Origin of the sequence: Rugamonas sp. DEMB1, from assembly GCF_029834475.1 — a bacterium.
In the GTDB taxonomy this organism is placed as follows: domain Bacteria; phylum Pseudomonadota; class Gammaproteobacteria; order Burkholderiales; family Burkholderiaceae_D; genus Rugamonas; species Rugamonas rubra.
In genome coordinates this window covers 1,114,180-1,138,335 of sequence record NZ_CP122407.1, presented here as the reverse complement: position 1 = coordinate 1,138,335, position 24,156 = coordinate 1,114,180, and the positions used below count along the sequence as shown (strand labels likewise).

At 65.7% G+C, this 24,156-nt stretch carries 17 protein-coding genes and 3 pseudogenes; 18 read left to right on the top strand and 2 right to left on the bottom strand.

The window, feature by feature from the left end:
- Window positions 1-70: 70 nt before the first annotated feature.
- Together QC826_RS05205 and QC826_RS05200 are read left to right on the top strand one after the other, a co-directional pair.
- On the top strand, window positions 71-1,354 hold the full coding sequence (locus QC826_RS05205) for a HAMP domain-containing sensor histidine kinase (protein ID WP_279764692.1): 1,284 nt from the start codon (window positions 71-73) through the stop codon (window positions 1,352-1,354).
- Window positions 1,355-1,361: 7 nt separating this feature from the next.
- Window positions 1,362-2,372, top strand: coding sequence for a hypothetical protein (locus QC826_RS05200; RefSeq protein WP_279764691.1), 1,011 nt, complete (start codon window positions 1,362-1,364; stop codon window positions 2,370-2,372).
- Window positions 2,373-2,379: 7 nt separating this feature from the next.
- Here the strand turns inward: QC826_RS05200 and QC826_RS05195 are convergent, their stop codons facing one another.
- The gene (locus QC826_RS05195; protein WP_279764690.1) at window positions 2,380-4,974 is read right to left on the bottom strand and encodes an ABC transporter permease; all 2,595 of its coding nucleotides are present in this window, start codon (window positions 4,972-4,974) and stop codon (window positions 2,380-2,382) included.
- Window positions 4,975-5,148: 174 nt separating this feature from the next.
- Window positions 5,149-6,156, bottom strand: a complete 1,008-nt coding sequence (locus tag QC826_RS05190; RefSeq protein ID WP_279764689.1) for an adenosine deaminase — start codon at window positions 6,154-6,156, stop codon at window positions 5,149-5,151.
- On the opposite strand from QC826_RS05190, the gene QC826_RS05185 reads away from it, so the two are divergent.
- The 16 genes and pseudogenes from QC826_RS05185 (at window position 6,155) to QC826_RS05110 (ending at window position 24,150) form a co-directional block, all read left to right on the top strand.
- Window positions 6,155-6,472, top strand: coding sequence for a hypothetical protein (locus tag QC826_RS05185; RefSeq protein ID WP_279764688.1), 318 nt, complete (start codon window positions 6,155-6,157; stop codon window positions 6,470-6,472). The two genes, QC826_RS05190 and QC826_RS05185, sit on opposite strands and share 2 nt — an antisense overlap.
- 270 nt (window positions 6,473-6,742) lie before the next feature.
- Window positions 6,743-8,664 (top strand): annotated as a pseudogene (locus QC826_RS05180) (PrkA family serine protein kinase).
- Window positions 8,665-8,793: 129 nt separating this feature from the next.
- The gene (locus QC826_RS05175; protein ID WP_279764687.1) at window positions 8,794-10,062 is read left to right on the top strand and encodes a YeaH/YhbH family protein; all 1,269 of its coding nucleotides are present in this window, start codon (window positions 8,794-8,796) and stop codon (window positions 10,060-10,062) included.
- A gap of 52 nt (window positions 10,063-10,114) precedes the next feature.
- Entirely contained in the window at window positions 10,115-11,653 is a 1,539-nt protein-coding gene (locus tag QC826_RS05170; protein WP_409567769.1) for a SpoVR family protein, read from the top strand.
- Window positions 11,654-12,173: 520 nt separating this feature from the next.
- On the top strand, window positions 12,174-12,833 hold the full coding sequence (locus tag QC826_RS05165; protein WP_279766386.1) for an energy transducer TonB: 660 nt from the start codon (window positions 12,174-12,176) through the stop codon (window positions 12,831-12,833).
- An 81-nt stretch (window positions 12,834-12,914) separates the two neighbouring features.
- Window positions 12,915-13,817, top strand: coding sequence for a MotA/TolQ/ExbB proton channel family protein (locus tag QC826_RS05160; RefSeq protein ID WP_279764686.1), 903 nt, complete (start codon window positions 12,915-12,917; stop codon window positions 13,815-13,817).
- A gap of 5 nt (window positions 13,818-13,822) precedes the next feature.
- Window positions 13,823-14,251, top strand: a complete 429-nt coding sequence (locus tag QC826_RS05155; RefSeq protein ID WP_093384623.1) for an ExbD/TolR family protein — start codon at window positions 13,823-13,825, stop codon at window positions 14,249-14,251.
- A gap of 69 nt (window positions 14,252-14,320) precedes the next feature.
- Window positions 14,321-14,749 carry an ExbD/TolR family protein gene (locus QC826_RS05150; protein ID WP_174900425.1) on the top strand — a complete coding sequence of 143 codons (429 nt, stop codon included), beginning with the start codon at window positions 14,321-14,323 and terminating at the stop codon, window positions 14,747-14,749.
- 81 nt (window positions 14,750-14,830) lie between these two features.
- Window positions 14,831-16,216, top strand: a complete 1,386-nt coding sequence (locus QC826_RS05145; protein WP_313872839.1) for a CDC27 family protein — start codon at window positions 14,831-14,833, stop codon at window positions 16,214-16,216.
- A 36-nt stretch (window positions 16,217-16,252) separates the two neighbouring features.
- Entirely contained in the window at window positions 16,253-17,224 is a 972-nt protein-coding gene (locus QC826_RS05140; protein WP_279764685.1) for a bifunctional riboflavin kinase/FAD synthetase, read from the top strand.
- Between the two features lie 82 nt (window positions 17,225-17,306).
- A pseudogene (gene ileS / locus QC826_RS05135) lies at window positions 17,307-20,204 on the top strand (isoleucine--tRNA ligase).
- A 69-nt stretch (window positions 20,205-20,273) separates the two neighbouring features.
- Window positions 20,274-20,777 carry a signal peptidase II gene (lspA, locus tag QC826_RS05130; protein ID WP_279764684.1) on the top strand — a complete coding sequence of 168 codons (504 nt, stop codon included), beginning with the start codon at window positions 20,274-20,276 and terminating at the stop codon, window positions 20,775-20,777.
- A gap of 50 nt (window positions 20,778-20,827) precedes the next feature.
- Window positions 20,828-22,049 (top strand): annotated as a pseudogene (coaBC, locus tag QC826_RS05125) (bifunctional phosphopantothenoylcysteine decarboxylase/phosphopantothenate--cysteine ligase CoaBC).
- 72 nt (window positions 22,050-22,121) lie between these two features.
- Complete coding sequence (gene dut, locus QC826_RS05120) at window positions 22,122-22,571, top strand: dUTP diphosphatase (RefSeq protein WP_093384641.1); 450 nt, start codon at window positions 22,122-22,124, stop codon at window positions 22,569-22,571.
- Between the two features lie 8 nt (window positions 22,572-22,579).
- Entirely contained in the window at window positions 22,580-23,707 is a 1,128-nt protein-coding gene (locus QC826_RS05115) for a M48 family metallopeptidase (RefSeq protein WP_279764683.1), read from the top strand.
- 41 nt (window positions 23,708-23,748) lie between these two features.
- Window positions 23,749-24,150, top strand: coding sequence for a surface-adhesin E family protein (locus QC826_RS05110; RefSeq protein WP_279764682.1), 402 nt, complete (start codon window positions 23,749-23,751; stop codon window positions 24,148-24,150).
- The last annotated feature ends 6 nt before the right edge of the window (window positions 24,151-24,156 follow it).

Genomic DNA, 24,156 nt, shown 5'->3' with positions numbered 1-24,156 from the left:
GCTATCGATTGCAATCAACAGCCCGGCAATTGAGGGGATCATGGCACCTTGATAATTGTCAACAGTAGCCATGAGCCAAGGACTATCCGAACGCTGGAAATGGTTTCAGCAGGATCTGCTCCAATCCTTGCTGCACTACCATGGCCGCGAAGACCACGCCACCGCCCGCGTGCTGCTGCTGTCGGCCATCGGCACGGTCGGCATGCCGCTGTACTACGTGGTGTGGCACAACTTCTTCCCGCAGGACTACGAGTCGGTGCCGCTGCGCCTGGTCGGCATCGTGCTGTGCAGCGCCGGCCTGTTCGCCGAGCGCTACAGCAAGCCGGTGCTCGACCTGTATTTGCTCGTCACGCTGAGCTACATCTTCCCCTTCTTCTTCACCTTCATGTTCCTGATGAACCACGCCTCGGGCGTGTGGGCCGAGTCGCTGCTGATCGGCCTGGTGGTGCTGTTCCACTTCGACACCGGCCTGGCCTGCCGCGCCTACCTGATCGGCACCGCGCTGGCCTGCGCCGCCGCCGCCGCGCTGGGCGAGGCCGCCACGCTGCTGCGCCCGCAGGTGCTGCAGCAGTTGCCGATCCACCTGTTTACCATCGCCGCGCTGTCGGTGGCCAAGGTCAGCCGCGAGGTGCTGGCGCAGGCCAAGCTGGCCGGCCTGGGCGCCGGCCTGGCCACCGTGGCGCACGAGCTGCGCACCCCGCTCACCAGCGTCGACGCCAACGTGCGCGGCCTGCTGCGCCTGGCCCACGACGGCGCCGGCGCCCAGCGCGAGGACCGCCTGCAGACGCTCGACGCGCTCACCCGCATCCAGTTCGAGGTGCGCCACATGAACCACATGATCGACCTGTTCCTGCTCAGCGCGACGGCGGTCAACCGCAACCTGCGGCCGACCGAGACGGTGTCGATGGCGGCGGTGGTCGAATCGGTGCTGCGGCGCTACCCCTTCGCCGGCGCCGCCCAGCAACGCAGCGTGGCCGTCGAGGTGCGCGCCGACTTCGCCTTCGCCGGCCAGGCCGAGCTGTCGGTGGTGATCCTGCTCAACCTGCTGCGCAACGCCCTCAAGGCGATCCACCGCGCCGGCAAGGGCCGCGTGCGCATCGTCGTCGACGGCGCCCGCGCCACGCCGCGCCTGCTGTTCATCGACACCGCCTGCGGCGTCGCGCCCAGCCGCCTGCCGCTGATCTTCCGCCGCTTCTACTCCTACCCCGCGCACAACGGCACCGGCATCGGCCTGGCCCTGTGCAAGGAGATCATGCAGGCCTGGGACGCCAGCATCCGCTGCGTCTCGCGCGAGGACGCCTACGCCGTCTTCGTCCTCGAATTCCCCCCACAGCCCTCAGCCCGTTTGCCATAGGTGCCCCATGCAACTACCCGTCTACTCCCACCCGACCCTGACCGTGCTGGTCGACGACAGCGACTCCTTCCTGCGCAGCATGTCCTTCCAGCTCGACCCGATGTTGGCCAACAAGACCTTCCACGACACCAGCGCCGCCCTGGCCTGGCTGCGCGACAGCGTGCGCCGCGACGAGGTGCCGCTGCACGTCAACTTCGACACGCAGAACGAGGCGCCCGACCAGTGCAACGTGGCGCTCGACCTGGAGCGCATCTACCGCATCAGCGAGCGGCCGCAGCGCTTCGCCACGCCGTCGGTGCTGGTGGTCGACTACTCGATGCCGCAGATGAACGGGCTGGAGTTCTGCCAGGCGGTGCAGCACCTGCCCTGCAAAAAGATCCTGTTCACCGGCGCGGCCGACGAGAAGATCGCCGTCACCGCCTTCAACCGGGCCCTGATCGACCGCTACATCAAGAAGAGCGACGACCAGGCGCTGGACCTGCTGGAAAGCGAGATCGCCTGCCTGCAAAAGGCCTACTTCGCCGAGCAGTCGGAAACGCTGCGGGACCTGGTGGTGCTGCACAACTACCACTTCCTGCAAGACCCGGCGCTGGCCGCCGTGGTGCAGGAGCTGAGCCGCAGGATGGGCTTCGTCGAGCACTACATCTTCCCCAACCCGACCGGCATCGTCTTCATCGACAAGCACGGCAAGACCATGCTGATGATGGTCGAGACCGAACAGGGCATGTGCGCCCAGTACGAGATCGCGCGCGACAGCGACGCCCCGCCCTCGCTGCTGGCCGCCCTGCTCGAGCGCCGCGTGCTGCCGTTCTTCTCCGACGCCGACGGCGACGGCATGTACTCGCGCGCGGTGGGCGACAACTGGCACCGCTACTGCGCCGCGCCGCAGGTCTGCCACGGCCGCGAGATGTACTTCTGGGCGCTGTTCGAGCTGCCGGCGCACTACTTCGCCGCGCCGCTGCACTCCTACGCCCAGTTCCTGCAGGAGCACAACGTGGCGGGCGAAGTCGCCGCCTGAGTCCCGCCTAGGCTTCGCGCAGCGTTTGCAGCGGCGGCTGGCGCAGCACGTTGCGCAGCCCCAGCCAGCCGCCGGCGATGGCGCACAGCGCGCCGGCCGCCAGGCCGACCAGCCACACCGTCGGCGCGAAGGCCCAGGCGAACTGGAACTGGTAGGTCGCCAAGGCCCAACCCATGGCCGCCGCGCCGCTGGCGGCGAGCAGCCCGGCCAGCGCGCCGACCAGGGCGAACTCGATCAGCTGCGCCCGCGACAACTGGCGCCGCGTCGCCCCCAGCGCGCGCAGCAGGCCGGCCTCGCGGGTGCGCTCGTCCTGCGACCCCATCAAGGCCGCATACAGCACCAGCAGGCCGGACACCAGCGTGAAGGCGAACAGGAACTCGACCGCCGTCACCACCTGCTCGAGCACCGCCTGCACCTGGCGCAGCACGCCGCCGACGTCGACGATGGTCAGGTTCGGATAGTCGCGCGTCAGGGCGTCCATCTCCGCGCCGCGCTGGCGCGGCAGGTGGAAGGCGGTGATCCAGGTCTGCGGCATGCCGGCCATCGCCGCAGGACTGATGATGACGAAGAAGTTGACCCGCATCGAACCCCACTCCAGCTTGCGCAGGCTGGTGATGCGCGCCTCCACCGTCTGCCCGGCGATGTCGAAGCGCATCGTGTCGCCCAGCTTCAGGCGCAGCGTCTTGGCGATGCCCTCCTCCACCGAGGCCTCGGCCAGCGGCTCGGCCGCGCCGGCCGCATCGTTCCCCGCGGCGGCCGCTGACGACGCGGCGGGCGCTGGGTCGGCGGCGGCGCCGAACCAGCGCCCGGCGACGATCTTGTTCTCCGCCTGCATGCTGGCCATGGTCGACAGGTTGAACTCGCGCTCGGCCAGGTTGCGCGCGCGCTCGTCGGCATAGGTGTCGCTGGTGACGGCGGCGCCGTTCACCGCCGTCAGTCGGCCGCGTATCATCGGATACAGCGGCGCGCCCGGCGCGCCGGCGCGCTCCAGCCGCGCCGCGATGGCCGCCTTCTGCTCCGGCTGGATGTTGATGATGAAGCGGTTCGGCGCGTCGGCCGGCGTGGCGTTGCGCCAGGCCGTCATCAGGTCGCCGCGCACCACCGTCAGCAGCAGCAGCGCCATCAGGCCCAGCGCCAGCGAGACGATCTGCACCACCGTGGCGCCGGGCCGGCGCTGCAGCGAGGTGACGGCGAAGCGCCAGCTCTGGTTGTCGACGGCGCCACGCGCCCGTCGCAGCGCCGCCAGCGCCAGCCGGCCGGCCAGCGCGAACAGGCCGAAGGCGGCCAGGAAGCCGAGCGCGGTGGCCAGCGCCAGGCGCACGTCGCCGGCCTGCCACAACAGCAGCGCGACGAAGCTGGCCAGGCCCAGGCCGTAGGTGGCCAGCGCCAGCGGCTGCGGCGCGTCCTGCTCGCGGCGGATCACCCGGTTGTGCGGCACGTTGCGCAGTTGCAGCACCGGCGGCAGGGCGAAGCCGACCAGCAGCAGCATGCCGGTGGCCACGCCCTGCAGCGCCGGCAGCAGGCTGGGCGCCGGCAGCTCGGCGCTGACCAGCTTGCCCAGCACCTCCAGCAGCACGTAGTGGCCGGCGAAGCCGAGCGCCACGCCGAGCACGCTGCCGGCCAGCCCGACCAGGGTGAATTCGATCAGGTACATGCGCGCCACCTGGTTCTGCGTCAGCCCCAGGCAGCGCAGCATGGCGCAGGCGTCGAGGTGGCGCAGCATGAAGCGGCGCGCCGCCATCGCCACGGCCACCGCCGCCAGCATCGCCGACAGCAGGCCGACCAGCGACAGGAAGCGGTCGGCCCGCTCCAGCGTGGCGCGCATCTCCGGCCGGCCCGACTCCAGCGAGTCGATCCGCACGCCCTTGACGGCGCCGGCGCGGATGGCCGCCCGCAGCCACTGCTCATAGGCCGCCACCTGGCCGGCCAGCTGCTCGGTGGGCGCCGCCAGCAGCAGGCGGTAGGTCAGCCGCGCGCCCGGTTGCAGCAGGCCGGTCGACTCCAGGTCGGCCAGCGGCAGCATCAGGCGCGGCGCGAAGTTCATGAAGGAGGCGCCACGGTCCGGCTCGGAGGCGATCAGCCGCGTCACCGTGAAGCTGGCGTCGCCCAGGCGCAGCCGCTCGCCCAGCGCGATGTGCAGGCCGCCCAGCAGGCCGGCGTCGACCCACACCGTGCCCGGCGCGGGGATGCCGCCGGCCGCCTCGCCCAGGCTTTGCTCGGCCTGGCCGGCGTCGCGCGTGGTCTTCAGCGTGCCGCGCAGCGGATAGCCCTCGCCGACCGCCTTGACCGAGGCCAGCAGGCCGTGCGACCGCTCGCCCGCGCCGGCCTGCGCCATGCTGGGGAAGGTCGCCGTGTCGCTCAGCCGCAGGCCGCGGCGCAGCGCCTCGGCGCGCCAGGCGGCCGGCAGCGGCTGGTCGGCGTTGACCACCAGGTCGGCGCCGAGCAGCTGGTGGGCGTCGCGCTCCAGCCCGGTGCGCAGGCGGTCGATGAAGAAGCCGGCCGCCGACAGGGCGGCCACCGCCACCGTCAAGGCCACCAGCAGGAAACGCAACTGGCCGGCGCGCCAGTCGCGCGCGGTCATTCTCACGGCTTGTTTGAACATGGCTCTCCCAAAAAATCGACGGGCCGGCGCGCGGCCGTCTTACTCTTACGGCATTGCAGCTACATTAAGAAAGCCCACGGGCGAAGATCTAGGGTCAGACCCTAGGGTCTGACCCTGGCTCTGCGCCTTTGGGTGGTGTTGGCGCCGCCGGCACCTTAAGCGAGCGGCGCCGCCTTACAGCGCGGCGAAGAAGGCGTCCACCTCGTCGAGGTACTTCTGCTTCTGCCCGGCCGGCAGGAAGGCGGCGGCGAAGCCGTTGCGCGCCAGCCGCTGCGCGTGCGACAGGCCCAGCGGCAGCGCCTCGAAGGTGGCGATGAAGTTGTCGTTCATGTAGCCGCCGAAGTAGGCCGGGTCGTCCGAGTTGACGGTCACCGCCAGGCCGGCGTCGAGCAGGGCCAGCAGGTTGTGCTGTTCCATCTTGTCGAACACGCGCAGCTTGACGTTCGACAGCGGGCACACCGTCAGCGCGATCTGCTCGCGCGCCAGCCGCGCGGTCAGGGCGGCGTCCTCCAGGCAGCGCACGCCGTGGTCGATGCGCTCGACCTTGAGCACGTCGAGCGCGGTGCTGATGTAGGCCGGCGGCCCTTCCTCGCCGGCGTGGGCCACCAGGTGGAAGCCGAGCTCCCTGCAGCGGGCGAAGACGCGGGCGAACTTCTCCGGCGGATTGCCCACCTCGGACGAGTCGAGGCCGATGCCGATGTACTTGTCGCGCAGCGGCAGCGCCGCCTCCAGGGTGGCGAAGGCGTCCTCCTCCGACAGGTGGCGCAGGAAGCTGAGGATCAGCGTGGCGCTGACCGGGCTGTCCTGGCAGGCGCGGTGGATGCCGTCGATCACCGTGCGCATCGGCACGCCGCGCGCCGTGTGGGTCTGCGGGTCGAAGAAGATCTCGCAGTGGCGCACGTTGTCGGCCTCGGCGCGCGCCAGGTAGGCCGCCGTCATGTCGTAGAAGTCCTGCTCCTGCAGCAACACGCTGGCGCCGGCGTAGTAGATGTCGAGGAAGGATTGCAGGTCGGTGAAGGCGTAGGCGGCGCGCAAGTCCTCGACCGAGGCGTAGTTGAGCGCCACGCCGTTGCGCTCGGCCAGCGCGAAGATCAGTTCCGGCTCCAGCGAACCCTCGATGTGGATGTGCAATTCGGCCTTGGGCATGTGTTGCAGCGCGGCGCGCAATTGATCGTTCAGCATGGTTTTCTCTTTCCTCATCTATTTATCTGGTGGCGGCGCCGGCATGCCGGCGCCGCTTGGTAGCCGCCATTATGAAGGCATATCGGCGCCAGCGCGCGGCACGGCGCCGGCGGCGCCGCCGCGCACTTTTTCGCCACAGGCGAATGGCGCCGTTTGCGCCCTTTCCGGCAGGCCGGCGGCAGGCGTGCTAATGTGGTGCATGGACGTCGGAACGGGCTTGAATACAAGCAGTGTTTTCCACAAAAAATACTGGATTTACCCTTTGCAATCAATAACTTACATTACAGTATTAACGATATTGCGACATATCTTTTGACTTCCTGAACTAATAGAGCAATAATAAATTTCATTGACGTAAGATGCGTTTCGACGAACACACAAAGAGCCGGCAAACATCCAGCGCCGGTCATAAATGTCAGCTCCACGGGCCGGGCAATCCGGTCCACCACGGGGAAGCGGGCAGCATACAAATAACACCATAAAAATAACAGCGACAGCAGGGTCAACAGACTAGAGGCAAGGCAAGCCGGCGTACGGGACTGCCAACGATACAGTGACTTGTAGGTTCACATTAAAGGACATTCAAATGACCATTTTTGACAACTACGCCGCCCGTTACGAACGCACCAAGGAAGAAGAGATGTCCATGTCCGAGTATCTTGCCCTGTGCAAGAAGGACCATCTCACCTACGCCAGCGCCCCCGAGCGCATGCTCGCCGCGATCGGCGAACCGACCCTGGTCGACACCCGCAACGACACCCGGCTGTCGCGCATCTTCGCCAACAAGGTCATCAAGATCTACCCCGCCTTCCGCGAGTTCTACGGCACCGAGGAGGTGATCGAACAGGTGGTCTCCTACTTCCGCCACGCCGCCCAGGGGCTGGAGGAGCGCAAGCAGATCCTCTACCTGCTCGGCCCGGTCGGCGGCGGCAAGTCCTCGATCGCCGAGAAGCTCAAGTCGCTGATGGAGCACGTGCCCTTCTATTGCCTGAAGGGCTCGCCCGTCAACGAGTCGCCGCTCGGCCTGTTCAACGAGGAGGAGGACGGCGTGCTGCTGGAAGAAGACTACGGCATCCCGCGGCGCTACCTGCGCAACATCCCCAGCCCCTGGGCGGTCAAGCGCCTGCACGAGTTCAACGGCGACATCAACCAGTTCCGCGTGGTGCGCCGCTACCCCTCCGTGCTCAAGCAGATCGCCATCTCCAAGACCGAACCGGGCGACGAGAACAACCAGGACATCTCCTCGCTGGTCGGCAAGGTCGACATCCGCAAGCTCGAGGACTACTCGCAGGACGACCCGGACGCCTACAGCTATTCCGGCGGCCTGTGCCTGGCCAACCAGGGCCTGATGGAGTTCGTCGAGATGTTCAAGGCGCCCATCAAGGTGCTGCACCCGCTGCTCACCGCCACCCAGGAGGGCAACTACAAGGGCACCGAGGGCTTCGGCGCCATCCCCTTCGACGGCATCATCCTGGCCCACTCCAACGAGTCGGAGTGGAAGACCTTCAAGAACAACCGCAACAACGAGGCCTTCCTCGACCGCATTTATATAGTCAAGGTGCCCTACTGCCTGCGCGTCACCGACGAGATCAAGATCTACGACAAGCTGGTGGCCAACTCCTCGCTGTACCAGGCGCCCTGCGCCCCCGGCACGCTGAAGATGATGGCCCAGTTCGCCATCCTGTCGCGCCTGAAGGACCGGAGAACTCCAGCATCTTCAGCAAGATGCTGGTGTACGACGGCGAGAACCTGAAGGACACCGACCCCAAGGCCAAGTCGATGCACGAGTACGTCGACTACGCCGGCGTCGACGAGGGCATGAACGGGCTGTCGACCCGCTTCGCCTTCAAGATCCTGTCCAAGGTGTTCAACTTCGACAACACCGAGGTGGCCGCCAACCCGGTCCACCTGCTCTACGTGCTCGAGCAGCAGGTCGAGCGCGAGCAGTTCCCGCCCGAGACGGAGCAGAAATACTTCTCCTATATAAAAGAGCACCTGGCGCAGAAGTACGTCGAGTTCATCGGCAAGGAGATCCAGACGGCGTATCTGGAGAGCTATTCCGAGTACGGCCAGAACATCTTCGACCGCTACGTCACCTTCGCCGACTTCTGGATCCAGGACCAGGAGTTCCGCGACCCGGACACCGGCGAGAGCTTCGACCGCGAGTCGCTCAACAACGAGCTCGAGAAGATCGAGAAGCCGGCCGGCATCTCCAACCCGAAGGACTTCCGCAACGAGATCGTCAACTTCGGGCTGCGCGCGCGCGCCAACAACGGCGGCAAGAACCCGTCCTGGACCAGCTACGAGAAGTTCCGCACGGTGATCGAGAAGAAGATGTTCTCCAACACCGAGGAGTTGCTGCCGGTGATCTCGTTCAACGCCAAGGCCAGCGCCGAGGACGCCAACAAGCACGCCGACTTCGTCGCCCGCATGGTCGAGAAGGGCTACACGGCCAAGCAGGTGCGCCTGTTGTGCGAATGGTATCTGCGGGTGCGCAAATCGTCGTGAGGAGGCAGCGCGCGCCGGCGCCGCCGCGCGCCGCCCCGGCCAGGGCGGCGCGGCGGGCGCGGCGCTAGCGCATCGGCGGCGCGGCCGGGCCAACCCGGGCGCCGCACCAATCGCAGCAGGAGGCATCTTTTGACTTACCTCATCGACCGTCGTTTGCAGGGCAAAAACAAGTCCGCCGTCAACCGCGAGCGTTTCCTGCGCCGCTACAAGGCGCAGATCAAGGACGCCGTCGGCCGCGCCATCAAGGGCCGCTCGATCACCGACATCGAGAACGGCGAGAAGGTCTCGATCCCCGTCAAGGACGTCGGCGAGCCCTCCTTCGGCCACGCCCACGGCGGCGTGTGGGAGACCATCAACCCGGGCAACGAGGAATACCAGAAGGGCGACCTGATCAACCGGCCCAAGGGCGGCGCCGGCGCCGGCCGCGGCAAGGCCGGCAACAGCGAGCAGATGAGCGAGGACGACTTCATCTTCGAGCTGTCGCGCGAAGAGTTCATGAACTACTTCTTCGACGAACTCGAGCTGCCGCACATGATCAAGACGCAGCTGACCGCCACCACCGAGTTCAAGAACCAGCGCGCCGGCTACAACATGTCGGGCACGCCGTCCAACATCCACGTGCTGCGCTCGCTGCGCGGCGCCCTGGGCCGCCGCATCGCCGTCGGCGGCAGCTCGCGCAAGCGCGTGCTCGAGGCCGAGACCGAGCTGGAGGTGCTGCTGCTGGCCGGCGCGCCGCTGGAGGACCCGCGCGTCATCGAGCTCAAAAAACTGATCCACCATCTGCACACGCGGCTGCTGGCGATCCCCTTCATCGACCCCTTCGACCTGCGCTACAGCAACCGCGTCAAGGTGCCCAAGCCGATGACCCAGGCGGTGATGTTCTGCATCATGGACGTCTCGGGCTCGATGGACGAGACGCGCAAGGACACCGCCAAGCGCTTCTTCATCCTGCTCTACCTGTTCCTCAAGCGCGCCTACGACAAGATCGAGGTGGTCTTCATCCGCCACCACACCGCCGCCGCCGAGGTCAACGAGGAGGAGTTCTTCCATTCGCGCGAGTCGGGCGGCACCGTGGTCTCCTCGGCCCTGCACCTGCTCGACAAGATCATCGAGGAGCGCTACGGCGCCGGCCAGTGGAACAGCTACGTCGCCCAGGCCTCCGACGGCGACAACTGGGACAACGACTCGGTGCTGTGCCGCCAGTTGCTCATCAACACCATCATGCCCAAGGTGCAGTACTACACCTATGTGGAGATCACCGACGGACCGCCGCAGAACCTGTGGGAGCAGTATTCGCAGGTGGGCGACCACCACCCGCATTTCGCCATGCAGAAGATCGTCACGCCGGCCGACATCTACCCGGTGTTCCGCGAGCTGTTCAAAAAGCAGCCGAAGTAGCCCGGCCCGGCCCCACCATCCCGCGCCCAGCATCCAATAAGCGAGCCCCGCCATGAACCAGATGCTCAAAAAGCCGCGCCACCCGCGCGCCCTGCCGGAACAGTCCGAGTGGACCTTCGAACTGATCGAGCAGGCCCACGAGGAGATCCGCCGCGTCGCCGAGGCCTTCGGCCTGGACACCTACCCCAACCAGCTCGAGATCATCACCGCCGAGCAGATGATGGACGCCTACACCTCGGTCGGCATGCCGGTGTCCTACAACCACTGGTCCTTCGGCAAGCACTTCCTGTCCACCGAGAAGGGCTACAAGCGCGGCCAGATGGGCCTGGCCTACGAGATCGTCATCAACTCCAACCCCTGCATCGCCTACCTGATGGAGGAGAACAGCCTGACCATGCAGGCGCTGGTGATCGCCCACGCCGCCTACGGCCACAACTCCTTCTTCAAGGGCAACTACCTGTTCCGCACCTGGACCGACGCCGAGGCCATCGTCGACTATATGGTGTTCGCCAAGAACTACATCAGCGAGTGCGAGCAGCGCCACGGCATCGACGCCGTCGAGCTGCTGCTCGACTCCTGCCACGCCATCCAGAACTACGGCGTGGACCGCTACAAGCGGCCGGCCAAGCTGTCGCTGGCGCAGGAGAACGCGCGGCAGAAGGAGCGCGAGGCCTACATGCAGTCGCAGATCAACGAGCTGTGGCGCACCCTGCCGCGCCGCGAGGAGGAGGAGGTCAACCGCCTGCAGCCGCGCTTCCCGCCCGAGCCGGAGGAGAACCTGCTGTACTTCATCGAGAAGTACGCGCCCCTGCTCGAGCCCTGGCAGCGCGAGATGGTGCGCATCGTGCGCAAGATCAGCCAGTACTTCTACCCGCAGCGCCAGACCCAGGTGATGAACGAGGGCTGGGCCACCTTCTGGCACTACACCATCCTGAACCAGCTGTACGACGAGGGCGTGGTGGGCGACGGCTTCATGATGGAATTCCTCAAGAGCCACACCAACGTGGTCTACCAGCCGCCCGTCAGCAGCCCCCACTACAGCGGCATCAACCCCTACGCGCTGGGCTTCGCCATGATGACGGACATCCGCCGCATCTGCGAGCACCCCACCGACGAGGACCGCGAATGGTTCCCCGCCATCGCCGGCAGCGACTGGCGCAAGGCGCTCGACTTCGCCATGCGCAACTTCAAGGACGAGAGCTTCATCGCCCAGTACCTGTCGCCCAAGCTGATCCGCGAGTTCCACCTGTTCGCCGTGCTCGACGACGACAACAACGAGAAGCTGACCATCTCGGCCATCCACGACGAGCTCGGTTATCGTTACGTGCGCCAGCAACTGGCCGAGCAGTATAACCTTGGCAACCGCGAGCCCAACATCCAGGTCTGGTCGGTCAACACCCGCGACGACCGCGCGCTGACGCTGCGCCACACGCAGTTCCAGCGCCGGCCCTTGAACCAGCAGGCCAACGAGGTGCTCAAGCACGTCGCCCGGCTGTGGGGCTTCGACGTCCACCTCGACACGGTGGCGCCGGACGGCGAGGTGCTCAGCACCATCGAATGCAAGCGCGAAAAGCGCAACCGCAACGGCTGATCCGGCCCCGCCACCGGCGCCGCCGCGCGGCGGCGCCCCCTCGTCCACATCATATATATATGCAAGTCGGCGCCGCGGCGCCGCTCGGCGTCGCGCTGGTATGCATGCTCGGCCCGCCGCGTCAACTTTTTTCGGCTCCGGAGGCCGCAGTATGTTCGGTGGAAATTTCGCCAATGCAACACTTTGCACCAAATTTTCCATCGCGTTTTGCGGAATGACATTGACATAATTCCGCGTTTTGCGATATCGGAAAACTAAGCACCACTCCAGTCGGGGCCGCCCCAAAAACGTGCCGATTAGTCTTGCTTTTTGTTCTAGAACGGTGCAGATGGTCCGCAGAATAATTGGTCTTACACGGGCTAAACGCATGAAATTTAACCGGTTTTAGGGATTAAAATTCTATGTAAAATCAAGAATTCGTATGTATAATTCGCCGACGTCCCGGATGCGGCTGTTGTTTTGCGTCGCCATTTTGGGGTTTAGTAGCAACAAAAAAGAGTTGGTATTGGAGAAAGCAGGCATGAATTTCACGCACAACGAGAAAAGCACCGGGAAGAACTTTACAGGCATTACCATTGTCGTTTTGTTGCACCTCCTGGTCGCTTATGGGATCGTGACAGGCTTGGGCAAACGCTTGGTCAGCAAGATGATCGAACCGGTTGAGACCAAGATCATCGAGGAGGTGAAACCACCTCCACCGAAGGAGTTGCCGCCGCCACCGCCACCGCCAGAGATGAAGGCACCTCCGCCGCCATTCATCCCGCCAGTCGAGGTGAATGTGCAGCAGCCGCCGCCGCAACAAAACACGATCGCCAACGCGACCAACGTGAAACCGGCGTCGAACGAACTGCAGAAAACACCACCAGCTCAACCGGCAGCCCCTCCAGGCCCGGCCAAATCGGTGCATGTTCCGGCGGTCTACGATTTCAACGCCTGCGCGAAACCAGAATGGCCCAAGTCATCGCTGCGCAACGAAGAAACCGGTACGGTAACCCTGCAATTCGTGGTCGGCGTCGACGGCCACGTGCTCGAATCCAAAGTGCTGAAGTCGAGTGGCTTCCGCGACCTGGACAAGGCGGCAGCGGCAGGGATTAGCAAATGCAAATTCAAGCCAGGCATGACCGACGGCAAGGCAGAACAGTCGGTTACGCAAGTGCAATACGTTTGGACGCTGGAATAAACCGAGGCACACCCCGTCTCACCTAAGTTCGTTGTCAACCTACATTCAGCGATCTGATTATTTTATTAATTTGGAGGAAGCATGTTTAAGAATACCCGTTTGTCCGCTGTACTGGCCGCTGTGCTGTTTTCGGTGACCGCAGCCACCGCCCTGGTAAGCGCCCCAGCCTTCGCTGACGCGCCAGCCTCGGCAGCCGCTTCGGCCCCAGCAGCCGCTCCGGCAGCGGATGCGGCAGCAGCAGCTCCGGAAGCGTCGGCTCCAGCCGCCCACGTGGAAAAAGAGGAAGTGGAAAACCCGTTCGGCTTCGAAGCGGTGTGGAACGGTGGTTTCGTCTCGCGCGGCACGCTGATCATCCTGTCGCTGATGTCGATGGGTTCGTGGTACATCATCGTCACCAAGCTGATCGACCAGATGAAGATCTTCAAACAGTCGAAGGAAACCTCGGCCAAGTTCTGGAAAGCCCCGTCGATCGCCGCCGGTTCGGCAGCCCTGAAGGACGGCTCGCCATTCCGCTTCATCGCTGAAAGCGGCACCAAGGCCACCGTGCACCACGACGGCGCCCTGCTGGAACAAATCGACCTGTCGACCTGGGTCACCATGTCGATCCAGCGCGCCGTGGACAAAGTCCAGTCGCGTCTGCAAGACGGCCTGTCCTTCCTGGCCACCGTCGGTTCGACCGCGCCGTTCATCGGTCTGTTCGGTACCGTTTGGGGTATCTACAACGCGCTGATCAACATCGGCATGACCGGTAACGCCTCGATCGACAAGGTCGCCGGCCCGGTCGGCGAAGCGCTGATCATGACCGCCTTCGGCCTGTTCGTCGCCGTTCCTGCCGTGCTGGGTTACAACTGGCTGGTGCGTCGCAACAAATCGGCGATGGAAGATGTCCGCTCCTTCAGCGCCGACGTCCACTCGGTCCTGATCTCCGGCGCCATGTCGACCAGCGAAGCTGGCCGTGCAGCCGGCGCTAAAAAGATCGGATAATTGCCATGTCGATGTCCGTAGGCTCCGATAGCGGAGACGAAGATCAAGTCATGTCGGAAATCAACACGACGCCGCTCGTCGACATCATGTTGGTTCTGCTGATTATCTTCCTGATCACGAGCCCGGTCGTTCTCAAACTGCAGAAAATCAAGCTGCCGGAAGAGACCAACCAGGTGATTCAGACCAAACCGGAAGATGTCAACATCGTTGTAAACAAGGATGGCGACATCTACTGGAATCAGAAGAAAATGAAGGACACCAATGAGTTGTTCGATTTTCTGAAGGTGGAAGCAGTCAAGTTGCCTCAGCCGGAAGTGCACGTACGTGGCGACCAGGAAACACGCTACGAGTCCATCGGCAAGGTCATTTACACTACCCAGCGCGCTGGCATCCAGAAGGTCGGCTTCATCACCGAACCGCCTGACCGGGGTTGATCCCCGTGCGTCCCCGGCCAGGCCATCGGCCCGGGGGCGCAGCCAGCCCCCTTCTTAAAAGGAAACACCATGAGTATGAATGTCGGTTCTCCCGCCGCAGGCGGCGATCCGGAACCAATGATGGAAATGAATATGACGCCCCTCATCGACGTGATGCTGGTGCTGATTATCATGCTGATCATTACGATTCCTAAGGCCAACCATTCGGTGAACTTGAACATGCCGGTCGGCACCCCGCCGCCACCGACCAAGGATCCGGTCGTGGTGACCATCGACGTGGACTTCGACGGTACGATTCTGTGGGACAACGCGGTGATTCCTAGCCGTGCCGCCCTGGAAGCCAAACTGGTCGACGTCGCCGCGCAAGCGGACCAGCCGGAGGTGCATCTGCGTCCGAACAAGCTGGTGTCGTACAAGGTCGTCGCGGGCGTCATGGCTTCGGCCCAGCGCCTGGGTGTGACCAAGATTGGCCTGGTCGGCAACGAACAGTTCCAATAAGACCGCAGCAGCGTCCCTTTATTTGAACGATAGGCAGGATAGTCCTGCCTATTTCGCATTTTGATGAAAGAAAACTTCCCCATGTCCAAGTTTCGTCTCGCTCATCTCGGCCTGGTAATGGCCGCCATTGGTTTCACCGCCGCCGCCCCGCTGGTCGGCCTGGGTTCGATCGCCCACGCCGCCGACGCCGTGCGCGCCGAAGTAGGCAAGCCACTGCAGGAAGCACAGAAACTGGCACAGGCAGGCAAGAACAAGGAAGCGCTGGCCAAGCTGAAGGAAGCGGACGCCGTCGGCGGCAAGTCGCCCAACGAGGTGTACCTGATCGAGCGCACCCGCGCCTCGGCCGCCGCCGCGGCAGGCGACAACGACGCCGCCGCCCACGCCTTCGAAGCGGTGATCAACTCCGGCAAGCTGTCCGCCGCCGAGGCACCGAAATTCACCCAGGCCCTGGCCGGCATCTACTACCGCGCCAAGGACTACCCGAAGGCCATCACCTGGATCCAGCGCTCGCTGAAGGACGGCGAGAACCCGCAAATGCGCGAACTGCTGATCCAGACCTACTACATCAGCGGCAAGTACGCCGAGGCGGCCAAGGAACTCCAGGGCAAGGGCAACAGCGAGGCCCAGCTGCAAATGCTGGCCAACATCCAGCTGAAACAGAACGACAAGGCCGGCTATGTGCAGACCCTGGAAAAACTGGCCGGCTCCTATCCTAAAACCAGCTACTGGGCCGACCTGCTCAACCGCGTCACCGGCAAGCCGGGCTTCTCCGGCACCCTGTCGCTCGACGTGCTGCGCCTGAAGCTGGCCAACGGCCTGCTCAGCAAGCCGGGCGAGTACATGGAGATGAGCCAGCTGGCGCTGCAGTCCGGCAACGGCGCCGAGGCGCTGAAGATCATCGACCAGGGCTACAAAAAAGGCGTGCTGGGCGTCGGCTCGGACGCCGCCCGCCACCAGCGCCTGAAGGGACCTGGCCGTGAAGACCGCCGCCGACGGCGAGACCCACGCCGCCAAGCTGGAAGCCGAACTGTTGAAAAACAAGGACGCCGACGGCCTGAGCAACCTGGGCTTCGCCCTGGCCAGCGCCGGCAAGGCCGACAAGGGCCTGGAGCTGATGACGCAGGCGACCAAGATGGACGGCGCCAAGCATCCGGACCATTTGAAGCTGCACCTGGGCATCGCCCAGGCGCAGGCCGGCAAGAAACCGGCCGCCCTGGCGACGCTGAAGGGCGTCAAGGGCACCGACGGCGCGGCCGACCTGGCGCGCTACTGGACGCTGCAAATCAACCACCCGATGTAAGCGCCCGCCCGTCCCCGCCGCGGCCCGCCGCCGCGGGGACGACGCACCGCCGAAGCGCGGTCTGCCTAGCGCAGACCGCGCTTTTTCAGCTTTTCGGGCCGCGAATCGGGCCCGAAACGCCGCGCCGGCCCCTTTGCGGGTGTGCTCGGGCCGAACAGACCGTATAATCCACCATTTAGCGACAGTTTCCCCCCAAGATTCCCATGAAGGTATTCCGCGGTCTCCCCAATGCAGCGGCGCGCGCGCCCTGCGCGCTCACCATCGGCAACTTCGACGGTGTCCATCTCGGCCACCAGGCGCTGCTCGGCCGCGTCCGTGGCGCCGCCGACGCGCTCGGCCTGGAGGCCGCCGTGATGACCTTCGAGCCGCACCCGCGCGAATTCTTCGCCCAGCGCGCCGGCGACCTGTCGAAGGCGCCGCCGCGCATCGCCAACCTGCGCGACAAGCTGCAGTCGCTGGCCGACAACGGCATCGACCGCGTCATCGTCGAACACTTCTCGGCCCACTTCGCCGCCCTCACGCCGCAGCAGTTCACCGAGCGGGTGCTGGTCGAGGGCCTGCACGTCAAATGGCTGATGGTCGGCGACGACTTCTGCTACGGCGCCAAGCGCGCCGGCAACGTCGCCATGCTGCAGGAGGCCGGCCGCCACTACGGCTTCCACGTCGAGACGCTGCCCACCGTGATGAACGGCGGCGACCGCATCTCCTCGTCGGCCGTGCGCGCCGCGCTGGCGGCGGGCGACTTCGGCCACGCCGAGCAGCTGCTGGGCCACCCCTACGCCATCTCCGGCCATGTGATCCACGGCCAGAAACTGGGCCGCACGCTGGGCTTCCCGACCCTCAACCTGCGCGTGCCGCACCGCCCCGCCCTGGCCGGCATCTTCATCGTCCAGGTGCACGGCCTGGCGGCGGCGCCGCTGGCGGCCGTCGCCAGCCTGGGCGTGCGCCCCACCGTCGACGACAGCGGCCGCGTGCTGCTCGAGGTGCACCTGTTCGACTTCAACGCCAACTGCTACGGCAAGCAGGTGCGCGTCGAATTCCTGCACAAGCTGCGCGACGAGGAGAAGTACCACGACCTGGCGACGCTGACCGCCGCCATCGAACGCGACTCGAACATGGCGCGCGAGTACTTCGAACGGCGCGCCGGCGCCGTCACCGCGACCGACCGAATTTGACAGCGCAGCGGCCACGCGCGCCGGCCATTTTCGACCACCCCGAACACACGATCCAAACAGCATATCCACCTTAAAGATAAACATGTCCGATACCAGCAAACCAGCAGCGCCGAAAGAAGCCAAGCAGGGCAAGAAGCCCGAGAGCAAATACCCGGTCAACATGACCGAAACCCCGTTCCCGATGCGCGGCGACATGGCCAAGCGCGAGCCGCAATGGGTCAAGGACTGGCAAGAGAAGAAGATCTACCAGCGCATCCGCAAGGCCGCCGCCGGCCGGCCGAAATTCATCCTGCACGACGGCCCGCCCTACGCCAACGGCGACATCCACCTCGGCCACGCCGTCAACAAGATCCTCAAGGACATGGTGGTCAAGTCGCGCACCCTGGCCGGCTTCGACGCGCCCTACGTGCCGGGCTGGGACTGCCACGGCATGCCGATCGAGATCCAGATCGAAAAACAATACGGCAAGAACCTGCCGACCGCCGAGGTGCTGACCAAGGCGCGCGCCTACGCGCTCGAGCAGGTCGACCGCCAGCGCAAGGACTTCATCCGTCTGGGCGTGCTGGGCGAGTGGGAAAACCCCTACCTGACGATGAACTACTCGAACGAGGCCGACGAGCTGCGCGCCCTCGGCCAACTGCTGGAAAAGGGCTATGTGTATCGCGGCCTGAAGCCGGTCAACTGGTGCTTCGACTGCGGTTCCGCCCTGGCCGAGGCCGAAGTGGAATACCAGGACAAGCGCGACCCGGCGATCGACGTCGGCTTCAAGTTCGCCGAGCACGCCAGGCTGGCGGCCGCCTTCGGCCTGCCCTCGCTGCCGACGGAGAACGGCTTCATCGTCATCTGGACCACCACGCCGTGGACCATCCCGTCCAACCAGGCGCTCAACGTCCACCCGGAGATCAAGTACGCGCTGGTGCAAACCGAGCGTGACGGCGCCCCGCTGCTGCTGATCCTGGCGCAGGATTTGGCCGAATCCTGCCTGGCCCGCTACAAGCTCGAAGGCAGCACCATCGCCACCTGCGACGGCGCCGCCCTGGCCGGCATCGGCTTCCGCCACCCGCTGCACGCCAGCGACGCCTTCTACGACCGCCTGTCGCCGATGTACCTGGCCGACTACGTCACCACCGAGAGCGGCACCGGCGTGGTCCACTCGGCGCCCGCCTACGGCCAGGACGACTTCATCTCCTGCAAGGCGCACGGCCTGAAGGACGACGCCATCCTGACGCCGGTGATGGGCGACGGCAAGTTCGTCTCGACCCTGCCGCTGTTCGGCGGCATGACCATCTGGGAGGCCTCCAAGCCGATCTGCAGCGCGCTGACCGAGGCCGGCGCCCTGTTCGAGGTGAAGATGTTCGCCCACAGCTATATGCACTGCTGGCGCCACAAGACGCCGATCATCTACCGCGCCACCTCGCAGTGGTTCGCCGGCATGGACGTGACGCCGAAGGACGGCGGCCCGACCCTGCGCCAGAGCGCCCTGCAAGGCATCGCCGACACCAAGTTCTACCCGGACTGGGGCCAGGCCCGCCTGCACGGCATGATCGCCAACCGTCCCGACTGGACCCTGTCGCGCCAACGCCAATGGGGCGTGCCGATGGCCTTCATCGTCCACAAGGAGACCGGCGAACTGCATCCGCGCACGCCCGAGCTGCTGGAGCAGGTCGCCCAGCTGATCGAGCAGAGCGGCATCGACGCCTGGCTGGCGCTGGACTTGAAGCGACCTGCTCGGCGACGAGGCCGCCATGTACCTCAAGAACAAGGACACGCTGGACGTCTGGTTCGACTCCGGCACCACCCACCAGACCGTGCTGCGCGGCTCGCACAAGGAGCAATCGGCGTTCCCGGCCGACCTGTACCTGGAGGGTTCCGACCAGCACCGCGGCTGGTTCCACTCGTCCCTGCTGACCTCCTCGATGCTCAACGGCCGGCCGCCCTACAAGGCGCTGCTGACGCACGGCTTCACCGTCGACGGCGAGGGCAAGAAGATGTCCAAATCGCTGGGCAACACGCTGGCGCCGCAGAAGATCTCCGACACCCTGGGCGCCGACATCCTGCGCCTGTGGATCGCCTCGACCGACTACACCGGCGAGCTGTCGATCTCCGACGAGATCCTCAAGCGCGTCACCGAGGCCTACCGCCGCATCCGCAACACGCTGCGCTTCCTGCTGGCCAACATCTCCGACTTCGACCACGCCACCCAGGCCGTGCCGGTGGACCAGCTGTTCGAGATCGACCGCTACGCGCTGGCCAACATGGCCGCGCTGCAGGCCGACATGGTGGCCCACTACGACCAGTACGAGTTCCAGCCGGTGGTGTCGAAGCTGCAGAACTTCTGCTCCGAGCGACCTGGGCGGCTTCTACCTGGACATCCTCAAGGACCGCCTGTATACCAGCGCCATCGGTTCGCCGGCGCGCCGCTCGGCGCAGACCGCGCTGTGGCACATCACGCAAAGCCTGCTGCGCCTGATGGCGCCGGCGCTGTCGTTCACCGCCGAGGAGGCCTGGGCCATCTTCGCCGGCGCCGAGGCGTACAAGGCCAGCGACGAGACCATCTTCACGCAAACCTGGTGGCAGCTGCCGCAGCCGGCCGACGGCGCCGCGCTGATGGAGAAGTACAGCGCCCTGCGCGCCGTGCGCACCGGCGTCACCAAGCAACTGGAAGACCTGCGCACCTCGGGCGCCATCGGCTCCTCGCTGCAGGCCGAACTGACCATCAAGGCGGCCGGCGACAAGTACCGCCTGCTGGCCAGCCTGGACGACGAACCTGAAGTTCGTCTTCATCACTTCGCAGGCCCGGGCCGTCGAAGTCGAAACGGAAGCCGACGAGGCCGTCGAAGTGGCCGCCTCGGCCGCCGCCAAGTGCGAGCGCTGCTGGCACTACCGCGCCGACGTCGGCAGCCACGCCGACCATCCGACCCTGTGCGGCCGCTGCCACAGCAATCTGTTCGGCGCCGGCGAAAAGCGCAAGTTCGCCTGATACACCCAGGTACACGATCCGCCGCCGCGCCCCGGCGCGGCGGCGTCCACCCACCCCTTTCGACACTCCATGGCCACCAAGAACCGCTTCTCGACGCAACCCCGCTCCAACCTGATGCCATGGCTGGGCATTGCCGCCATCGTCATCCTGTTCGACCAACTGTCCAAGATCACCATCACCAAGCTGTTCCACCTGGGCGAGGAGAAGGTCGTCACCTCCTTCTTCAACCTGGTGCTGGCCTACAACAAGGGCGCCGCCTTCAGCTTCCTGTCGAACGAGGGCGGCTGGCAGCGCTACTTCCTCAGCGCCCTCGCCATCGGCGTCGCGCTGTACATCGTCCTGCTGCTCAAAAAGCACGGCGGCCAGCGCATGTTCTGCTGGGCCCTGGCGCTGATCCTCGGCGGCGCCCTCGGCAACGTCATCGACCGCATGGCCTACGGCCACGTCGTCGACTTCCTCGATTTCCACATCAAGGCCTTCGGCCATTTCCCGGCCTTCAACATCGCCGACTCCGCCATCTGCATCGGCGCCGGCCTGTTCATCATCGACGAACTGCGCCGCGTCAACCGCTGAGCGCCATTCGCCGATTCGCCGACCAACCTGCCGCACGCTGGAGTATCAACATGGATCTGACCGGTAAAAAAATCGTCCTCGGCCTGACCGGCGGCGTGGCCTGCTACAAGGCGGCCGAACTGTGCCGCGCCCTGAGCAAGGCCGGCGCCTCGGTGCAGGTGGTGATGACCGACGCCGCCAGCCACTTCATCACCGCCGTCACCATGCAGGCGCTGTCCGGCCAGCCGGTGTTCAGCAGCCAGTCGGGCCCCGCGCGTCGACAACAACATGGCGCACATCGACATCACCCGCCAGGCCGACGCGATTCTCATCGCGCCCTGCTCGGCCGACTTCCTGCGCAAGCTGGCGCACGGCGCCTGCGACGACCTGCTGTCGACCCTGTGCCTGGCCAGGCCGCGCATGCTGCCGCTGTTGGTGGCGCCGGCGATGAACGTGGAGATGTGGCAGAACCCGGCCACCCAGCGCAACGTCGCCCAGCTGCGCGAGGACGGCGTGGTGTTCTTCGGCCCGGCCGCCGGCGAGCAGGCCTGCGGCGAGGTCGGCCTGGGCCGCATGCTCGAAGCGCAGCAGCTGCTCGAGGAGCTGATCGCCGCCTTCCAGCCGAAGGCCCTGGCCGGCAAGCGCATTTTGATCACCGCCGGCCCCACCTTCGAGGCGATCGACCCGGTGCGCGGCATCACCAACCTCTCCTCGGGCAAGATGGGCTACGCCGTCGCCCGCGCCGCCCGCGAGGCCGGCGCCGAGGTGCTGCTGATCTCCGGCCCGACCGCGCTGACCGCGCCGCACGGCGTGCAGCGCATCAACGTGCAAAGCGCCCAGCAGATGCACGACGCCGTCATGGCGGCCGTCGACGGCCAGCACGTCTTCATCGCCGTGGCGGCGGTGGCCGACTGGCGCGTCGCCAACGCCAGCGAGCAGAAGATGAAAAAAAAGGACGACGGCTCGGTGCCCGACCTGAAGTTCGAACAAAACCCGGACATCCTCGCCACCGTGGCGGCGCGCACCAGCCTGGCCGGCTATCCCTACTGCGTCGGCTTCGCCGCCGAGTCGGAGAACCTGCTGGCCTTCGGCGCCGCCAAGCGCGAGAAGAAGGGCATCCCCCTGTTGGTTGGCAACATCGGCCACCACACCTTCGGCCAGGACGACAACACCATCATCCTGTTCGACGAAAACGGCCACACCATCCTGCCGCGCGCCGACAAATTGAGCCTGGCGCGACAGCTGGTTTGCGAAATCTCCAAGCGGCTCGACAAGTACTCGCTGTTCCAGTGAGCGCCTCCCTCCGCATCACCACCAGTAAGTCCAATATCGAATAAGCGCCTTACGCAACACAGAAACGACGCAATGAAAACTATCGACATCAAGATCCTCGACCCGCGCATGAAGGAACAACTGCCGGCCTACGCCACCCCGGGCAGCGCCGGCCTCGACCTGCGCGCCTGCATCGATGCGCCCATCGTCATCGAAGCCGGCCAGACCGTGCTGATTCCGACCGGCCTGGCGATCCACCTGGCCGATCCCGGCTACGCCGCGATGATCCTGCCGCGCAGCGGCATGGGCCACAAGAACGGCATCGTGCTGGGTAATCTGGTAGGCTTGATCGACTCCGACTACCAGGGCCAGTTGATGGTCTCTACCTGGAACCGCGGCCACGCCGCCTTCACGCTCAATCCAATGGAGCGCTTGGCGCAGCTGATCATCGTTCCGGTCCTGCAGGTCGGCTTTAACGTGGTCGAGGAATTCGACAGCAGCGAACGCGGTGCCGGCGGTTTCGGCAGCACCGGCAAACAATAAGGAAGTCTATGCCAGCAATCGTCATGCAGTGCGCCCACAAGGCCAAGGCCCTGGCCGTGGTCAAGACCATCGTCGCCGCGACGGCGCTGCTGACGCTGGCCGCCTGTTCCACCTTCGGCCCGGCGCCCAGCGCGCCGGCGCCGGCGCCGGCCCGTGGCGCGCCAATCGACGAGACCCCGGTGGTGACGGCGAAAACGATCGCCGCCCAGGAGGCGCTGGGCCAGATGGTGACGCTGCAGGACCGCCTGTACCGCGTCGCCGCGCCGCTGCTGATCAACAACGCCGACCTGTGCCGCACGCAGGCGCGCAACCTGCTCGGCTTCACCGCCAAGAACAAATACTCCTACCCCGGCGAATTCGTCGACGCGGCCCAGGCCGTGCTGGGCTACGGCGACCGCCTGCAGGTCTCCGGCGTGCTGGCCGGCAGCGGCGCGGCGCGCGCCGGCCTGCGCCGGGGCGACACGCTGATGGCCATCGAAGGCAAGAACCTGCCCGTCGGGCAGAACGCCGAGACGCTGGCGGCCGCCATGTTCGGCCCGCTGGTGGGCAGCCGCGCCACGCTCAACCTGGCGGTCTGGCGCGGCGGCGCCAACCAGGTGCTCAACATACCGGTGACGCGCGCCTGCGCCTTCAAGGTCGACCTGGGCAACGCCGACAACATCAATTCCTACGCCGACGGCCAGCGCGTGCTGATCACCCGTGGCATGATCAACTTCGCCCAGAGCGACGAGGCGATCGCCTTCGTGCTGGCCAAGGACATCGCCCACAACGTGCTGGGCCACGCCGGCACGCTGCGCTCCTCGGCCACCATCGGCGGCATCATCGACAACCTGGTCGGCGTGCGGCCCGACCTGTCGATGTTGATCGGCAGCGCGGGCGTCAAGCCGGTGCCGCAGGAGCTCGACGCGGCGGCCGACCGGCTGGCGCTGTACCTGCTGGCGCGCGCCAACTACAACATCGAGCACGTCCGCGCCTTCTGGCAGCGGCTGGCCACGCAGTATCCCGCCACGGTGCTAAACGGCTACAATGCGACACACCCGGCCATCGCCTATCGTTTGGCCGCGATCGACCGCACCGTCGCCGAGATCAAGGCCCGCCAGGCGGCCAACAAGCCGCTGGTGCCGCAACTGCCGTAATCGTCGCCAGCCGCCAGCGGACTGGCAAAAAAGGAAGCGTCATGAAACCGTTTCGATTTTGCCTGCTGCTGGCCCTGGCGACCCTGCCCGCGCTGGGCCAGGCGGCGCAGTGGGCCCGCCTCAGCGGCGGCGCCGGCAAGACCTTCTACATCGACAAGAGCAGCGTCACCAAGGTCGACACCCTGCGCAAGGTGTGGACCATGCAGTCCTTCGGCCAGGAGCAGAGCACGCACGACGGCAAGGCCTACCGCTCGCTCAAGGAGCTGCACCTGTACTCCTGCGACGACCGCACCACCACCCTGCTGTCGCAGGTCTACTACCCGGACGCGATGGGCAAGGGCGAGCCGGTCGGCAACTTCAAATACGAGCGCTTCGCGCCCGAGGACATCGTGCCCGACAGCGCCTACGACAGCGCGCTGACGGTGGTGTGCAAACGGCCCTAGCGGCTC

Coding starts and splice junctions, on each gene's coding strand:
- QC826_RS05200 (WP_279764691.1), top strand. CDS start 1,362: ATGCAACTACCCGTCTACTCCCACCCGACCCTGACCGTGCTGGTCGAC.
- QC826_RS05150 (WP_174900425.1), top strand. CDS start 14,321: ATGAGTATGAATGTCGGTTCTCCCGCCGCAGGCGGCGATCCGGAACCA.
- QC826_RS05140 (WP_279764685.1), top strand. CDS start 16,253: ATGAAGGTATTCCGCGGTCTCCCCAATGCAGCGGCGCGCGCGCCCTGC.
- QC826_RS05170 (WP_409567769.1), top strand. CDS start 10,115: ATGAACCAGATGCTCAAAAAGCCGCGCCACCCGCGCGCCCTGCCGGAA.
- lspA (WP_279764684.1), top strand. CDS start 20,274: ATGGCCACCAAGAACCGCTTCTCGACGCAACCCCGCTCCAACCTGATG.
- QC826_RS05190 (WP_279764689.1), bottom strand. CDS start 6,156: ATGCTGAACGATCAATTGCGCGCCGCGCTGCAACACATGCCCAAGGCC.
- QC826_RS05195 (WP_279764690.1), bottom strand. CDS start 4,974: ATGTTCAAACAAGCCGTGAGAATGACCGCGCGCGACTGGCGCGCCGGC.
- QC826_RS05160 (WP_279764686.1), top strand. CDS start 12,915: ATGTTTAAGAATACCCGTTTGTCCGCTGTACTGGCCGCTGTGCTGTTT.
- QC826_RS05205 (WP_279764692.1), top strand. CDS start 71: ATGAGCCAAGGACTATCCGAACGCTGGAAATGGTTTCAGCAGGATCTG.
- QC826_RS05110 (WP_279764682.1), top strand. CDS start 23,749: ATGAAACCGTTTCGATTTTGCCTGCTGCTGGCCCTGGCGACCCTGCCC.
- dut (WP_093384641.1), top strand. CDS start 22,122: ATGAAAACTATCGACATCAAGATCCTCGACCCGCGCATGAAGGAACAA.
- QC826_RS05145 (WP_313872839.1), top strand. CDS start 14,831: ATGTCCAAGTTTCGTCTCGCTCATCTCGGCCTGGTAATGGCCGCCATT.
- QC826_RS05155 (WP_093384623.1), top strand. CDS start 13,823: ATGTCGATGTCCGTAGGCTCCGATAGCGGAGACGAAGATCAAGTCATG.
- QC826_RS05185 (WP_279764688.1), top strand. CDS start 6,155: ATGGTTTTCTCTTTCCTCATCTATTTATCTGGTGGCGGCGCCGGCATG.
- QC826_RS05115 (WP_279764683.1), top strand. CDS start 22,580: ATGCCAGCAATCGTCATGCAGTGCGCCCACAAGGCCAAGGCCCTGGCC.
- QC826_RS05165 (WP_279766386.1), top strand. CDS start 12,174: ATGAATTTCACGCACAACGAGAAAAGCACCGGGAAGAACTTTACAGGC.